At 68.9% G+C, this 14,094-nt stretch carries 16 protein-coding genes; 12 read left to right on the top strand and 4 right to left on the bottom strand.

Annotated elements, in window-relative coordinates; genetic code table 11:
- Positions 1-27 precede the first annotated feature (27 nt).
- From AB4112_RS02885 to AB4112_RS02865, 5 genes are all read left to right on the top strand, one after another.
- Positions 28-210 (top strand): CsbD family protein, encoded by a 183-nt coding sequence (locus AB4112_RS02885; RefSeq protein ID WP_441717005.1) that lies wholly within the window; start codon positions 28-30, stop codon positions 208-210.
- Positions 211-337: 127 nt separating this feature from the next.
- On the top strand, positions 338-757 hold the full coding sequence (locus AB4112_RS02880; RefSeq protein WP_441717263.1) for a YciE/YciF ferroxidase family protein: 420 nt from the start codon (positions 338-340) through the stop codon (positions 755-757).
- 275 nt (positions 758-1,032) lie between these two features.
- Complete coding sequence (locus tag AB4112_RS02875) at positions 1,033-1,164, top strand: hypothetical protein (protein ID WP_441717004.1); 132 nt, start codon at positions 1,033-1,035, stop codon at positions 1,162-1,164.
- 34 nt (positions 1,165-1,198) lie between these two features.
- Entirely contained in the window at positions 1,199-1,810 is a 612-nt protein-coding gene (locus AB4112_RS02870; protein WP_309795504.1) for a cysteine hydrolase family protein, read from the top strand.
- Between the two features lie 111 nt (positions 1,811-1,921).
- A complete protein-coding gene (locus AB4112_RS02865) occupies positions 1,922-2,251 on the top strand; it encodes a hypothetical protein (RefSeq protein WP_441717003.1) in 330 nt (109 codons plus the stop codon).
- A gap of 150 nt (positions 2,252-2,401) precedes the next feature.
- On the opposite strand, the gene AB4112_RS02860 is transcribed toward AB4112_RS02865, so the two are convergent.
- Positions 2,402-2,653, bottom strand: coding sequence for a hypothetical protein (locus AB4112_RS02860; protein WP_309795508.1), 252 nt, complete (start codon positions 2,651-2,653; stop codon positions 2,402-2,404).
- A 166-nt stretch (positions 2,654-2,819) separates the two neighbouring features.
- On the opposite strand from AB4112_RS02860, the gene AB4112_RS02855 reads away from it, so the two are divergent.
- Positions 2,820-3,512, top strand: a complete 693-nt coding sequence (locus AB4112_RS02855) for an MgtC/SapB family protein (RefSeq protein WP_441717261.1) — start codon at positions 2,820-2,822, stop codon at positions 3,510-3,512.
- 231 nt (positions 3,513-3,743) lie between these two features.
- Here the strand turns inward: AB4112_RS02855 and gcvA are convergent, their stop codons facing one another.
- Positions 3,744-4,652, bottom strand: coding sequence for a transcriptional regulator GcvA (gcvA, locus tag AB4112_RS02850; protein ID WP_309795515.1), 909 nt, complete (start codon positions 4,650-4,652; stop codon positions 3,744-3,746).
- Between the two features lie 118 nt (positions 4,653-4,770).
- Between gcvA and AB4112_RS02845 the strand changes: the two genes are divergently transcribed.
- The 6 genes from AB4112_RS02845 to AB4112_RS02820 are packed head-to-tail and all read left to right on the top strand — an operon-like array spanning position 4,771 to position 12,238.
- The gene (locus AB4112_RS02845) at positions 4,771-6,369 is read left to right on the top strand and encodes a VOC family protein (protein ID WP_441717002.1); all 1,599 of its coding nucleotides are present in this window, start codon (positions 4,771-4,773) and stop codon (positions 6,367-6,369) included.
- A gap of 17 nt (positions 6,370-6,386) precedes the next feature.
- Positions 6,387-7,466 carry a ketopantoate reductase family protein gene (locus tag AB4112_RS02840; RefSeq protein WP_309795519.1) on the top strand — a complete coding sequence of 360 codons (1,080 nt, stop codon included), beginning with the start codon at positions 6,387-6,389 and terminating at the stop codon, positions 7,464-7,466.
- Positions 7,463-8,581: a Gfo/Idh/MocA family protein gene (locus tag AB4112_RS02835; RefSeq protein ID WP_309795521.1), complete on the top strand. Its 1,119-nt coding sequence runs from the start codon at positions 7,463-7,465 to the stop codon at positions 8,579-8,581. Before AB4112_RS02840 ends, AB4112_RS02835 begins: the two co-directional genes overlap by 4 nt.
- Positions 8,578-10,209: a DUF885 family protein gene (locus tag AB4112_RS02830; protein ID WP_309795523.1), complete on the top strand. Its 1,632-nt coding sequence runs from the start codon at positions 8,578-8,580 to the stop codon at positions 10,207-10,209. Before AB4112_RS02835 ends, AB4112_RS02830 begins: the two co-directional genes overlap by 4 nt.
- A complete protein-coding gene (locus AB4112_RS02825; protein WP_309795525.1) occupies positions 10,206-11,231 on the top strand; it encodes an ABC transporter ATP-binding protein in 1,026 nt (341 codons plus the stop codon). The genes AB4112_RS02830 and AB4112_RS02825 overlap by 4 nt, the downstream gene beginning before the upstream one ends.
- A 5-nt stretch (positions 11,232-11,236) precedes the next feature.
- On the top strand, positions 11,237-12,238 hold the full coding sequence (locus tag AB4112_RS02820) for an ABC transporter ATP-binding protein (RefSeq protein ID WP_309795728.1): 1,002 nt from the start codon (positions 11,237-11,239) through the stop codon (positions 12,236-12,238).
- Here AB4112_RS02820 and AB4112_RS02815 read toward each other — a convergent pair.
- Positions 12,235-13,122, bottom strand: a complete 888-nt coding sequence (locus AB4112_RS02815; RefSeq protein WP_309795527.1) for an ABC transporter permease — start codon at positions 13,120-13,122, stop codon at positions 12,235-12,237. The two genes, AB4112_RS02820 and AB4112_RS02815, sit on opposite strands and share 4 nt — an antisense overlap.
- Positions 13,115-14,068, bottom strand: a complete 954-nt coding sequence (locus AB4112_RS02810; protein ID WP_309795529.1) for an ABC transporter permease — start codon at positions 14,066-14,068, stop codon at positions 13,115-13,117. The genes AB4112_RS02815 and AB4112_RS02810 overlap by 8 nt, the downstream gene beginning before the upstream one ends.
- Positions 14,069-14,094 lie beyond the last annotated feature (26 nt).

Below are 14,094 nucleotides of genomic sequence, written 5' to 3'. Positions count from 1 at the left end.
TGTCGTCTGCAACTCTGGAGGCCGGACATGGACAAGGATCGGATCGCTGGCGCCGCCAAGCAGGCGAAAGGCGCCGTGAAGGATGCCGCTGGAAAGGTCACCGGCGACCGCAACCTTCAAGCCGACGGCAAGATGGATAAGGCCGAAGGCAAGGTTCAGAAGGAAGTCGGCAAGGCCAAGGACGCCGTCCGGGATGCAGTAAAACGCTGAGGCCATATTTGGCCGTTATTTGCAGAAAGACAACAATCCATAGGGGTGATTCATGGCAACGACTGACAAGACGCTCGACGATCTGTTCCTCGACACGCTGAAGGACATCTACTAAGCCGAGAAGCAGATCCTGAAAGCCCTGCCCAAGATGGCGAAGGCTGCGCAGTCCGCCGAGCTCAAGACCGCGTTCGAGACGCATCGCGACGAGACCGAAGGCCAGGTCGACCGCCTCGAGAAGGTGTTCGACCTTCTCGGCAAGCGGGCGCAGGGCAAGACCTGCGACGCCATCGTCGGCATCATCGACGAAGGCAAGGAGATCATGGAGGAGTTCAAGGACACCTCCGCGCTCGATGCCGGGCTGCTCTCGGGCGCCCAGGCCGTCGAGCACTACGAGATCTCGCGCTACGGCACGCTGAAGGCCTGGGCCGCCAAGCTGAACCTGCCCGAGGCCGTGCGGCTGCTCGACCAGACGCTCCAGGAAGAGAAGAAGACCGACCAGCTGTTGACGAGGCTCGCCGAGAGCAGCCTCAACCGGAAAGCAGCCTGATCCGACGGCGCCACGGCGAGCGATGATCCGTCCAGCGATTGACCCGATGCTGGGCCACGTCTCGCTCGTCGTGGGCGATCTTGACCGGGAACCGCTGGATTTTCTCGCTGACTGACCGGCGGCCCGTCCGACCACGGAACGGCGATCTCCTCGGCCCATTGATTCAATCGACGTCCGGACATCCGACGGAGACCGCCATGACCGATCCGAAGACTGCCGGCCCGTGCCCACCGCAACCAGTGCAGCAGCAGCGGCCGCCGGGGAGGACATCCGCCATGGACCCACGCCCGGACCACGGCGAGGACAGCTATCGCGGCAGCGGCCGCCTGGACGGGAAGGTCGCGCTGATTACCGGCGGGGATGATTCCGCCCTGCTGCCGGTGACCGGCGGCCGGCCGATGCTGTGATGCCCTCGCCGCGGTCATCGCCGGCGATACCGTCGTGACACCCGACGAGGCGCTGCCGTTCGGTCGGTTGGGGGACGGGACCGTCCATCTCTGCATCGACATGCAGGAGCTGTTCGCGCAGCAGACCCCCTGGCATGTGCCGTGGGCGCAGCGGACCTCGCCCTCGGTGCGGCGCCTCGTCCGACACCGGCCCGCGGACACCATCTTCACCCGCTTCCTGCCGCCCCGGCATTCGGACGAACTGCCCGGCAGCTGGCGGCGCTACTACACCCGCTGGGCGGAGATGACGCGGGGAATGCTGGATCCCAGGCTGCTGGCGCTGGTGCCGATGCTGGCGGAGTTCGTGCCGCCGGCCCTCGTCTTCGACAAGCACGGCTATTCCGCCTTCACGGCCCCGGGGCTCGGTGAGCGGCTTCGCGCCGGCGCGATCGACACGCTCATCCTCTCCGGCGGCGAGACGGATATCTGCGTGCTGGCGACTGCCCTCGGCGCCGTCGACCGGGGCTACCGCCTGGTGCTGGCGGAGGACGCGGTCTGCAGCACGTCCGACACCACCCATGAAGATCTTCTCCGCCTCTTCCATGAGCGCTTCTCGCAGCAGATCGAGGTCGCGCCGGTGGATCAGATCCTCGAGGCTTGGCCTTGACCGGCTCAGCCCTCCCCGACACGGAGACACGCGTGGGAAAGCCATGAGGCAAGGCCAATGCAGCACGGTGACGAAGGCGGCGGTCATTAATGGCAGCATCTCCAGGAAGCTGTGGACGTGCTGCTCGATGGGGCTCACGGCGCGGCGTGTCACCGCGTGGCTGACGTCCCACAGGGCCGTCGCTTCGTGTGCCAGGAAGGCGACGATCATCAACGCGATGATCAAGGAGTTGATTTCCAAAAACAGCGCGGCCAGCAGCGGGAGCGCCATCTCGCCGAACATCAGCAGATGGATCAGGGATTCCTTCGCTTCGGCGGTCGACTCGATATTGGCGGCACGATGACAAAGCCAGTCAGCGAAGCCGGCGGCGAACCAAAGCGGCAGAATAAAATAGAGGAGGATAGTGAGGACTGGATCCGCCAACGCGGTCTCCGCGTATGAGACGACTGCATCGCCAAGCTTTCTTGCCAGCCGGCCCGCCAACACTTCGAAGCACTCGTCGAATCAATGCGGACTTATCGGTGCCACGCTGACAAAGGGTAGCGCGAGCGCTTGCGCACCCGCGCTACCCTCGCTCCAGGCCAACGGCGATCAGCTTCGCTGGTCGCCCTTGCCGGACCGATCCATCGGTCCTTGCTGGCCACCCTGGCTGTGGCGTGCCTTGTCGTCCGGGCGCGCCTGGCCGGGTTGCGACGGGCTCGGCCGTTCACCCTGCTGCTGCTGCTGCTTCGGCTGACCGGGGCGGCCTTGCTGCTGTTGCTGGGGGCTCTGATCCGGCCGCTTGACCTGCCCGGGATTGGTTTGGCCCGGCTGGTTCTGCTTGTTCGGGTTTTCGTTCGACATATCGATTCTCCAAGGGCTCGATGCCCATGGATTCAAATAGACCTGACGCTGCAACGGTTCCGCCGGCCGTTGGCGAGGGGATGGGAGCACCTCGGTCCAAGCGGCGGTCCTTTGTCGAAGCAGGCCGGAACGATATCCCGACGAATTCTGTTCCAGCGGCACGAACCTGGAACTGAGCGCAGGGGACATCGCTCTCCGTCTCGCCCTCAGCGTCGCCGGCGGCGCCATCATCGGCCTCAATCGCGGGATCGAAGGCCGGCCCGCGGGGCTGCGGACGACGCTGCTGGCCTGCTTGGCCGCCGCCATTTCCATGATCCTGACCAACCAACTGCTGCAAGTGACCGGCAAGACGCCGGAGTCTTTCAGCAGGATGGACGTGATGCGCCTGCCGCTGGGTGTCCTGTCGGGCATGGGCTTCATCGGCGGCGGCGCCATTCTCCGCCGGGGCGACATGGTCGTCGGCGTGACCACGGCGGCGACGCTGTGGTTCGTGACCATGATGGGGCTGTGCTTTGGTGCCGGGTCGATCGGCCTCGGGTTGGCCGCGCTGGGGCTTGGCATCGCCACGCTCTGGCTGCTGAAATGGGTCGAGGCCTGGATGCGGCAGGAACGGCAGGCCCAACTGGCGTTGACCCTGGCCGATCCCGATGTCGACATTCCGGCGCTGCAGGACCGGCTGAAGGCCGCGGGCTTCCGCATCGCCGCGCTGACCGTCCAGCATGCCGTGGAGCCGCCGTGCAGCACCCTGCGCTTCGACCTGTGCTGGACCGACCGCATCGCCGACAAGGGGCCGCCGCCGAAGATCAGGGCGCTGCGCGATCTGCCTGGTCTGGTCGGGCTGGAGTGGCGCTGCCAGTAGACCGAAGCCTCACCGCGGGATGGTGTCCGGCACGGTGAGAATGGTTTCGTTGCCGATGCCGGCAACCCCACCTCTGCGGGGCGACCATCGCTCGGGCGACGATCAGCGCCACGCTCCTAAAGTGATTCTGGAGAAGTGGGCAGGCTCGGCTCGTAGGCGATGATCTTATTCGGCTTCCCCAGGGCAACCGCCGCGGCGGCGGCTCGCCGGCCGGAACAGGCCATGGTGTGTTCACGCCGCCTTGGAGGTTTCTATGATCCAACGGCGAAAAGCGCGGACCCGCATCAGCTCGGCCTTTGCCTTCGGGCTGACGACATAGTAGGCGCCCGGCCCGGTAACGCGGACATCATAGGGGACGATGAGGGCCCTGCGCTGGATCTCGTCCTCGACTAGAAGGCGCGGCAGCAGCGCTATCCCCAGCCCCGCGATCGCGGCCTGGATCACCATGTAGAAATGTTCCAGCGTCGGACCCCAATGCAACGCTGCAGGGGTGACGTCGATCGAGCGGAACCAGTGGTTCCAGGCATCCGGGCGGGTCGCATGGCGGATCAGCCGGTGGTGTTCGAGCGCGTCGAAGTCCGAGAGCGGATGACGCCCAGCCATGATCGCGGGGCTGCAGACCACGACCACCTCCTCCGACATCAGCGGCTCGGCGATGGCGTCCGGCCAGCCGCCATGGCCGAACCGCACGGCCACATCGATCTTCTGGGCCGCGAAGTCGAGCGGTCCGTCGTTGCTGACGAGGTTGAGGACGATGTCGGGGTACAGCGCCTGGAACGCCGACAGCCGTGGGATCAGCCACCGTGTGCCGAAGGTCGGCAGCATGCCGATCGACAGGGTGCCGCCGCCGTCCCGGGTGGAAATCAACTCCATCGTCCCGGCCTCGATGCGGTCGAGAGCATCCCGCACCAGGTCGGCGTAGAAGCGGCCCTGGTCGGTCAACTCGATCCGGCGGCTGACGCGGACGAAGAGCGGCAGGTCGAGATATGTCTCGAGGCTGCGGACCAGACGGCTGGCCGCGCTCTGGGTCACGTATAGCTCGGCGGCCGCATGGGTGAAGCTCTGGTGGCGGGCCACGGCCTCGAAGGTGCGGATGGCGTTCAGCGAGGGCAGCAGACGGCGGCGGGTCGGCACATCCATTCCCTGAAATCATGGTTTCGCAATCTTAATGCGCCTTGTGGACCGAGGCCAACGGTCTACCCTCGGACGGGAAAACACCCCGCCATAGCGGCACGCCTCGCGGAACCGGTTGCATCCGATGGCCATACACCCATTCCACCTCTCTTTCGCAGTCGATGACCTGGAGCGCGCCAAGCGGTTCTATGGCGAAGTCCTGCAATGCCGGGTTCGACACGAAGACGAGCATTCGATCGATTTCGACTTCTTCGGCCATGTGGTCTCGGCCCGTCTGGCAGATGGCGGCTCGGTCTCGTCGGCCCGGTCCGGCGGCGAGTCCGGTTCCTTGTGGAGCTTCGGCGTCTGCCTCGACAGCGAGCGATGGGACGCCCTGACCGCTGTGGTCTCGCGCGCCGGCGTCGCGCTCGGGGAGCCGCCATCCGTCAGCCCGGACCGCCTTATGCTGCGCGATCCCGCCGGAAACACGCTGGAATTCATCCTGGGGCGAGGCCGGTCGGCGCCGGTCGCCGCCAACGACGAGGCCATCGGCATGACCATCGACCCCGCCGCGATCGGCGCCACCCTGACGGCCGTGACCATGGGCATCGACGCGTTCGAGCGCTCGCGTCCGCGGGGCACCAGCCTGCTGGACGGGGAAGGACTGGTGCCGATCTACATGGGCACCGATCTCGTCCCGGCCCGCCGCTATGCCAGCTGGGACGAGGTGCAGGAGGATCTCGCCGCTCTGGAATCCTCGGTCGGCCAGGTCCCCGACGGCACGCGCGCCGTGTTCCTGCGCGGCATGCTGACCTCCCTCAAGGTGGCGGTCCGATTGTTCGCCGGCGCCAGCCCGTCCTTCGAGGAGAAGGTCCGCGACCTCGTGGGCGCCCCGATCGGCCCGGTCGACCCGGCGGTGATCGAGGACATCCGCGGCCGGCTGGACTCCCTGCTGCGACGCCAGGGCGCCGTCCGCGGGGATCTTGGCGAGCGCATCAAGGCTTGGGAAGAAGGGCGCTTCGTCGACCCCGAGCGGCTCGAGGCGACCTTCAGCGAACTGCTGGCACAGGCCAAGGCGCGGACGGATGCCCGCATCATCGACACCGGCGACTACGAGATGGCGCTCAACCCGGTGCGCGACATGCCCTTCACCGCCCGCTGCAACTTCAACCAGGGCCAGATGGACCTGAATGTCGACCAGCGCTTCACCCGATCGGCGTTGAAGCATCTGGTGTGCCACGAGGTTCATCCGGGCCATGTGACCCAGCTGCTCTATACCCGGGCCGAGGTCGAGGCCGGTCGGTCGGACGCCGACGCCCTGCTCTGCACCGCCAACACCGTCACCGGCTGCGTCCAGGAGGGCATCGGCGACCAGGCGGTGCAACTGATCGACTGGATCGAGGACGAGGACGACGAGATCCATCTCGAATTGCGCCGGCTGCGCAGCGCGGCCCAGACCAGTGCTGCATGGCACCTGATGGTGGATGGCTGGCCGGCCGATCGCGTCGCCGAGTATCTGCGCCGGACCGCCTTCGGCCAGGAGGCCTGGATCCAGGGGCGGCTGCGCATGGCGGCCCATCCCTTCCGCGGTCCGTTCATCGCCTCCTACTGGGCCGGCAATGAGAGCGTGCGCCGCGTGCGGGAGCGCGTCCCCGCCAGTCAGCGCCCGGCCTTCCTGACCTACCTCTACGGGCAGGTGCACAGCCCCGAGAGCCTGGAGATGTTTTCGCCCGCCACCCCGTGACAGCCGAAAGCGACAGCATGACCATCACCATCATCGGTGCCGGCGCGATCGGCGGGTTGGCCGGGGCGTATATGGCCAAGGCGGGGCATGATGTCCTCCTGGTCGATCGCTGGCAGGAGCATGTCGACGCGCTCAACGCCCGGGGACTCTTCATCGACGGCGTCCGCGGCGAGATGACGGTTCCGGTCCGGGCCGCGACGCCGGACCAGCTGACCCAGCCGCTGGGCATGGTGCTGGTCGCCACCAAGTCACAGCATGCCGTCGACGCGGTGCGGCAGGTGCTGCCGCTGCTGCGGCCCGACAGCGCCATCGTCTCCTATCAGAACGGGTTCAACGAACCCGACATCGTGGCCCTGCTTGATGCCAACGGCTTCGACGGCAAGGCCATGGTGATCGGATCGATTCCGAACTACGGCGGCGCGCTGGTCGATCCCGGCTACATCGAGTTCGTCCATGAGGGGCCGATCCAGCTCGGCGAGATGGATGGCCGCCGCACCCCGCGGCTGGAGGAACTGGGCCGGCAGCTGTCGGCGCTGACCGAGGTGCAGGTCTCCGACAACATCTGGGGCCAGATCTGGGCCAAGGAGGTCTATTCCGCCCAGGTCGTGTTCTCCGCCCTGGTCGATGCCCGCATCCGCGAGACGCTGGGGGTCGAGCGCTATGCCCGGATCGCCGGCGCGATCGTGCGCGAGGCGCTGGAGATTGCGGAGGCGAACGGGATCGCGGTCGAGGCCTTCGACTTCTTCGACCCCGCCAACTACCGGCCGAAGACGCCGGCCGACACGCGGCGCCTGCTCGACAACATCAACCACGCGATCTGGCTGCTGAAGAAGGACCAGAACGAGCAGGCCCACCAGTTCAAGAAGAAGGGCTCCGGCATCTGGTGGGACATCGTCTACCGGAACCGGCCGTCCGAAGTGCGCTCCTCCAACGGCAAGCTGATCGATTACGGCCGCCGGGCCGGCGTGGATGTCCGACTGAACGAGAAGCTCTGCGCCATGATCTACGAGATCGAGGAAGGGCGCCGCCCGCTCGGCTTCCACAACTACGACGAGCTGGAGGCCTATGTGAACCAGATCGGAAAGGCGCTGCCATGACAGGGACGAGACTCGGGGTCGGGGTAATCGGGGCGCACAGCTGGGCCGAGAAGGCGCACCTGCCCGGCTACGCCGCGCATGAACGGGTGGACCTGGTCGCCATCTGCGATATCGAGCCCGAGCGTGCCCAGGCGATGGCCGAGCGGTTCGGCGCACGTCGGATCTACACCGACCACCGAGCGCTGCTGGCCGACCCGGACGTGCAGATGGTCGATGTCTGCACACCGACCCACACGCATCTGCCGCTCAGCCTGGACGCGATCGCCGCCGGCAGGCACGTGCTGTCCGAGAAGCCGTTGGCGACCGAGGCGGAGCCGGCCTTCGCCGCGGCCCGGGCGGCGGATGCCAAGGGCGTGCGCACCAAGCTGGGCTTCACTTTCCGCTACTCGCCGGCCATCCGGCAGGTGAGGCAGTGGATTGCCGACGGGACGCTGGGCGAGATCTTCCACATCCACGGCTTCGAGCAGAACAGTCAGTTCCTCGACCCGGATTTCCCGCTGCGCCAGGTTGTGCCCGGCGCGCCGCGCGACCAACTGATCCCGGCGTCGATCATCGGCTACGGGTCGCACCTGGTCGACCTCATGCGTTGGCTGGGAGGAGAATTCGCGTCGGTCGCCTCGACCATGCGCAACTTCGTGCCCGAGCGGGTGGTGCGCGGCGAGCCGGGGCGGCAGCGTATTCCGATCGAGGACGGCGCGGCGGCGGTGGTCGAATACGCCAGCGGCGCCCAGGGGCTGCTGCAGTCGAGCTACATCGCGGTCGGCAACTATCCGGGCGTCGAGATCCGGGTCTACGGATCGAAGGGCGCGGCGGTGGCGCGGCTGATCTCGGAATACGGCATCGCCGAGACGCTGCACTTCGCCACAGCCGATGCGGTCGAGTTTCGCAAGATCGACCTGCCGGCGGACCATCTGCCGCCAGGCACCACGCTCGGCACGCCATGGCCCGAGCTCTACTACCGCAACCTGGTCCGGCACTTCGTCGACGAGATCCTCGAGGACCGGCCGCAGGAATGCACGTTCTTCGACGGCGCCAAGAGCCAGGAGATCGTCGACGCGGTGATCCGGGCGCATGCCGAGCGGCGCTGGGTCGACCTGCCGGGGCAAGGAAGGTGACCGGCGGCGCCGGCCTGGATCCGGGTCTGGTCGACGCCTTCCTGGCCCACCACCTGGCCTTCCGGCCGGTGGACGCGACCTTCATGGGGATCGACGGGCACGACGACCGGCTGCCGCCGGCCGCCACCGGCACCGAGGCTGCCGAACGGGCGGGGCTGGACGCGCTGCAGGACCGGCTGGCGGTGCAGCCCGAGCCGTCATCCCCGGGCGATCGGCTGGACCTGCGGCTGATGCGGTCGGAGATCGCCATCGCCCGCGCCGGCCTCGACCACAGGCCGCGCTTCCTGAACCCCGCCTGGTACACGGGCGAGGCAGCCTTCGCGATCATCGCCCTGCTGCTGCCGCAGTCGCAGCCGACCCGCAGTTCGGCCGTGGCGGCCCGGCTGGCCGCGCTGCCCGACTTCCTGGCCGACGGGCGGGCCCGGCTGTCCGGCACCGCAACGCCGCGCGGCTGGGCCGACCGGGCGCGGCGGGAGGCTACGGCCGTGGCGGGGTTCCTGCGCGGTGACATCCGCCTGCATACCGATTGGTCCGAAAGCTGGGCCGTGCCGGCCGAGGCCGCCGCCCGGGCGCTGGAAGACTTCTCCGCCGTTGTGGCAGGCCTGCCGGACCGGGACCCGGCTTGCGGCGAGCCATATCTGGCGTTCCTGATGCGCGAGGCGCATGGCCTGGCCCTGTCCCCCGCCGAGGCAGCGCGCCGGGCGCAGGACGCGTTCGACCGCATGGGCGGCGAGTTGGAGGAGATGGCGACGCGGATCGATCCCGCGCGATCCTGGCAGCAGCAGGTCGAGGCCCTGGCCGAGATCCATCCCGCCGCGCCGGAAGATGTCCCGGCCAGCTATCGCCGTTTGCACGACGCGGCGGTGCGGGCGGCCGCCGGCCTCGTCACTCCCGCCCCGGAGTACGGGCTGTCGTACCAGCCGCTGGCCCCCACATTCCGCACTGTGGCGCGGGATCTCTACTTCCTGTTCTACCGGTCGCCCCCGATGGCGCGCGCCGGCGACGGCAGCGTCTATTGGGTGACGCCGCCGGGTGGCGGCGACCCGGCCTCCTATCTTCGCGGCCAGAATGACGCCCTGGTGAAGGCGGTCCACGCCGTCCATCACGGGTCCATCGGCCACCACACCCAGAACGCCCGGGCCCGGCAGGCGGCATCCCGCCTGGCCCGCCTCGGCGGCACCGATTGCGCCGCCGGCATCGCCTTCCTGTCGGCGGGCACCATGGTCGAGGGCTGGGCCTGCTACGCCGAGGACCTGCTGCTGGAGGCGCCAGGCTTCTACACCCCAGGCGAGGTGCTGTTGCTGAAGCAGTTCGAGCGGCGCAACGCCGCCAGCGTGCTGGTCGACATCCGTCTGCACACCGGCGAATGGACGCTGGAGGAGGCCAAGCGCTTCTACCGGGACGAGGCCGGCTTCGCCGCCGCCCGGGTCGACGGCGAGGTGACGCGCAACTCGATCTTCCCGGCGACCCGGCTGATGTACTGGCTGGGCGTCGAGGCGATCAAGGACCTGCGGTCGCGCTGGCGTGGCGGCGTCCAGGCCTTCCACGATACGCTGATCGGCCACGGGCACGTGCCCGTGGCCTGGGCGGAGGATGAGATGAGGCGGGCAGGGCAGATCGCCGGATGACGGAAGCGGACTGCACCGGCACGCCGCTGCTCGATGTCCGCGGCCTGGTGACGGAATTCCGCACCGAAGCGGGGCCGGTGCGCGCGGTCAACGGCGTCGACCTGCGGGTCGAGGCCGGGCAGACCGTGGCGCTGGTGGGCGAGAGCGGATCGGGCAAGTCGGTGACGAGCCTGTCGGTCATGCGCCTGGTCCGCTCGCCCGGCGGCCGCATCGCCGCCGGCGAGATCCTGTTCCGCGGCCGCGACGGCCGGGTGCGCGACCTGGCACGGCTCGACCAGACGGCGATGAGCGATGTCCGCGGCAACGAGATCTCGATGATCTTCCAGGAGCCGATGACCAGCCTGAACCCGGTGCACAGCGTCGGCCGCCAGATCGCAGAAGTCGTCCGGCTGCATCGCGGGGTTGGCGCCAGGGCCGCCTGGAGCCGGGCGGTCGAGATGCTGTCGCTGGTCGAGATCCCGGACGCGCGGCGCCGGGCCGAGTCCTACCCGCACCAGCTGTCGGGCGGGATGCGGCAGCGGGTGATGATCGCCATGGCGCTGGCCTGCGACCCGGCACTGCTGATCGCCGACGAGCCGACCACCGCGCTCGACGTCACGATCCAGGCGCAGATCCTGGACCTGATGCGGCGGCTGCAGCGCGAGCTCGGCATGGGCATTCTGTTCATCACGCACAATCTCGGGGTTGTCGCCGAGATCGCCGACCGGGTCGAGGTGATGTATGCCGGCCGGGTGGTCGAAAGCGCGGACGTCGACGGGCTGTTCGACGCGCCCAGCCATCCCTACACACGGGGGCTGCTGGCCAGCCTGCCCGTCATCGACCATGCTGTCCGCGCCAGCGCCGGGCGCAGCCGGTTGAAGGCGATCCCCGGCCAGGTCGCGGATCCGCGCCATCCCCCGCCGGGCTGCGCCTTCGCGCCGCGCTGCGACCTCGCGGTGGCGGCCTGCGGCTCGGCCATGCCGCCGGTCGAGCGGGTGGCGGACAGCCACGCCTCGCGCTGTTTGCGGTGGAGGGAGCTGTGACCGCCATGCCGCCGCCTCTGGTCTCGATCACGGATCTGAAGGTCCATTTCCCGATCGGCAAGGGCCTGTTCCGACCGGGCGGGACAGTCCGGGCGGTGGACGGCGTGTCGCTCGACATCCGGCCGCACGAGGTGGTCGGGCTGGTCGGGGAATCCGGCTCCGGCAAGACCACCCTGGGCCGCGCCGTGCTGCGGCTGATCGAGCCGACCGGCGGTTCCGTACGCTTCGAGGGACAGGAGATCCTGGGCCTGCCCGCGGCGGCGATGGCGGCGCTGCGCAGCCGCATGCAGATCATCTTCCAGGACCCCTATGCCAGTCTGAACCCGCGGATGACGGTGGGCGACACGCTCGGCGAGGCGCTTTACCTGCACGGCATCGGCGGCCGCGGGGACCGGCCGGCCCGGATCCGCGCCCTGCTGGACAAGGTCGGCCTGCCGACCTTCGCGGCCGGGCGCTATCCGCACGAATTCTCGGGCGGCCAGCGCCAGCGCGTCGGCATCGCCCGTGCCCTGGCGGTGAACCCGGCCTTCATCGTGGCGGACGAGCCGGTCTCGGCGCTCGACGTCTCGATCCAGGCGCAGATCATCAACCTGCTGCAGGACCTGCAGCAGGAGATGGGCCTGGCGCTGCTGTTCATCGGCCACGACCTGTCGGTGATCGAGTACCTGTGCGACCGGGTCGTGGTGCTGTATCTCGGCCGGGTGATGGAGACGGCGACGGCGGCCGAGCTGTACCGCAACCCGCGCCACCCCTACACCCGCGCGCTGCTGGACGCCGCCCCGATCCCCAGGCCCGGCGCCCGCCGTACCCGGATGGTGCTGAAGGGCGATCTGCCCAGCCCGCTCAATCCCCCATCGGGCTGCGTGTTCCGGACTCGCTGCCCCTATGCGCTGCCGGCCTGCGGCGAGGCGGCGCCTCCACTGCGCGACGCCGGGCCCGGCCATGCCGTGGCCTGCATCCGCAGCGACCTCGACCTGACCCGCCCGCCCGCCGTCGTCACGGCCTAGCCTCTCGGCTCCATCGCGTCGCGCAGCCCGTCGCCGACGAAGTTGACCGCCAGCACGGTGCAGAAGATGCACAGGCCCGGCGGGATCGCCAGCCAGGGCGCTGCGGCCAGCCAGGGGCTGGCCGTGTTCAGCAGGTTGCCCCAGGTCGGCACCGGCGGCTGCACGCCGAAGCCCAGGAAGGACAGCGCGCTCTCCAGCATGATCGAGCTGCCGACCGCCAGTGTGGCGGACACCGTGATCGGGCCGATCGCGTTCGGCAGGATGTGGCGCAGCATCAGCCGCGGTCCCCGCGCGCCCAGGGCACGCGCGGCCTCGACGAACTCCCGCTCGCGCAGCGCCATGAACAGGCTGCGGACCAGCCGGGCCGTGCCCATCCAGATCAGCGCGCCGATGATGGCGACCAACAGCGGCACGGACGGGCGCAACAGGCCGGACAGCAGCAGGACCAAGGGGAGGGGCGGGATCGACAGCATAACGTCGGTGAAGCGCATCAGCAGGCTGTCGACGATGCCGCGGTAGAAGCCGGCCAGCGCGCCGACCAGGGTGCCGAGGCCGGTGGCGATGATCGCGGAAGCGAGGCCGACGGCGAGGGAGACCCGGCCGCCATAGGCCAGCCGGGTCAGCGCGTCGCGGCCGAGTTCGTCGGTGCCCAGCCAGTGCGCGGCGGTCATCTCGCCCGGCGCGCCGATCAGGTCGAAGTCCTGGTCGTCGTAGGCGTAGGGCAGCACCATCGGCCCGACCACCACGGCGGTGGCCAGCAACAGCAGGAACACCAGTCCGGCAACGGCCGGCCTGTGGCGCAGGAAGCGACGCGCCATCTGGCTCCAATAACCGCGATGGCCGGGCTCGGCCATGGTCGCGACCGGCCCCGCCGCGTCAGTCATAGCGGATCCTCGGGTCGAGCGTGGCGTAGGCCAGGTCGGCGGCGATGTTGGCGAGCACGATCGCGAGCGAGCCCAGCATCATCAGCCCCATCAGCACCGGATAGTCGCGGCCGTCCATGCTCTCGATGAACAGCCGGCCGATGCCGGGCCAGGCGAAGACGGTCTCGGTGATCACCGCGCCCGAGATGATCGAGGCGAGGTCGAGCGCGATGATCGTCACCGCGGGAATCAGCGCATTGCGCAGGGCGTGGTGCAGGATCACGCCCGGCTCGCGCAGCCCCTTGGCATAGGCGGTGCGGATGTAGTCCTGGTCCAGCACGTCGACCATGCCGGAGCGGATGTAGCGGCTCCAGCTCGCGATGGTGGCGAGGGAGAGCACGGCGGCCGGCATGGCGATATGGGCCAGCCGGTCGCCGAACGAGCCGCCGCCGATGGTCTGGTACCCGGCCGAGGGCAGCCATCCCAGCGCGATGCTGAACAGCAGCTGCAGCAGCAGCGCCAGCCAGAACACCGGCAGCGAGATACCGGCAAAGGACAGGAAGGTCAGGACGTGGTCCAGCAGTGAATGGCGCCTTGCCGCGCTGATGGTGCCGAGGGGCAGGGCGATGGCGAGCGAGACCAGCATGGCCAGCCCGCCCAGCTCCAGGGTCGGTCCCAGCCGCTCCGTCACCTCCTGCAGCACCGGCCGGCCGGTGCGGATGGAATAGCCCCAGTCGCCGAGGACCATCGACTTCAGCCACAGCACGTATTGCACCGGGATCGGCTGGTCGAGCCCGTAGGCCTTGCGGATCTGCTCGAGCGCGGCCGGGCTGACCGACGGGTTGTCGGCATAGACGTCGAGCGGCCCGCCCGGCGCCAGATGGATGACGGCGAACAGCAGCAGCGAGATCCCGAACAGCAGCGGGATGGCGCCGAGCAGGCGGCGGAGAACGTGTCCGGCGTTCATGCAGGCCGCGGCGCGGTCGACGGGAC

It is taken from the genome of Inquilinus sp. 2KB_23, assembly GCF_052115705.1.
Lineage (GTDB): Bacteria > Pseudomonadota > Alphaproteobacteria > DSM-16000 > Inquilinaceae > Inquilinus > Inquilinus ginsengisoli_A.
Note: the sequence above shows the minus strand (reverse complement) of the source record. Positions and strands in the feature narration are given on the sequence as shown.

Excerpts from the sequence above, each read along its gene's own strand:
- AB4112_RS02885 (WP_441717005.1), top strand. The coding sequence starts at position 28 with ATGGACAAGGATCGGATCGCTGGCGCCGCCAAGCAGGCGAAAGGCGCC.
- AB4112_RS02875 (WP_441717004.1), top strand. The coding sequence starts at position 1,033 with ATGGACCCACGCCCGGACCACGGCGAGGACAGCTATCGCGGCAGCGGC.
- AB4112_RS02860 (WP_309795508.1), bottom strand. The coding sequence starts at position 2,653 with ATGTCGAACGAAAACCCGAACAAGCAGAACCAGCCGGGCCAAACCAAT.
- gcvA (WP_309795515.1), bottom strand. The coding sequence starts at position 4,652 with ATGGATGTGCCGACCCGCCGCCGTCTGCTGCCCTCGCTGAACGCCATC.
- AB4112_RS02845 (WP_441717002.1), top strand. The coding sequence starts at position 4,771 with ATGGCCATACACCCATTCCACCTCTCTTTCGCAGTCGATGACCTGGAG.
- AB4112_RS02840 (WP_309795519.1), top strand. The coding sequence starts at position 6,387 with ATGACCATCACCATCATCGGTGCCGGCGCGATCGGCGGGTTGGCCGGG.
- AB4112_RS02835 (WP_309795521.1), top strand. The coding sequence starts at position 7,463 with ATGACAGGGACGAGACTCGGGGTCGGGGTAATCGGGGCGCACAGCTGG.
- AB4112_RS02825 (WP_309795525.1), top strand. The coding sequence starts at position 10,206 with ATGACGGAAGCGGACTGCACCGGCACGCCGCTGCTCGATGTCCGCGGC.
- AB4112_RS02820 (WP_309795728.1), top strand. The coding sequence starts at position 11,237 with ATGCCGCCGCCTCTGGTCTCGATCACGGATCTGAAGGTCCATTTCCCG.
- AB4112_RS02815 (WP_309795527.1), bottom strand. The coding sequence starts at position 13,122 with ATGACTGACGCGGCGGGGCCGGTCGCGACCATGGCCGAGCCCGGCCAT.
- AB4112_RS02810 (WP_309795529.1), bottom strand. The coding sequence starts at position 14,068 with ATGAACGCCGGACACGTTCTCCGCCGCCTGCTCGGCGCCATCCCGCTG.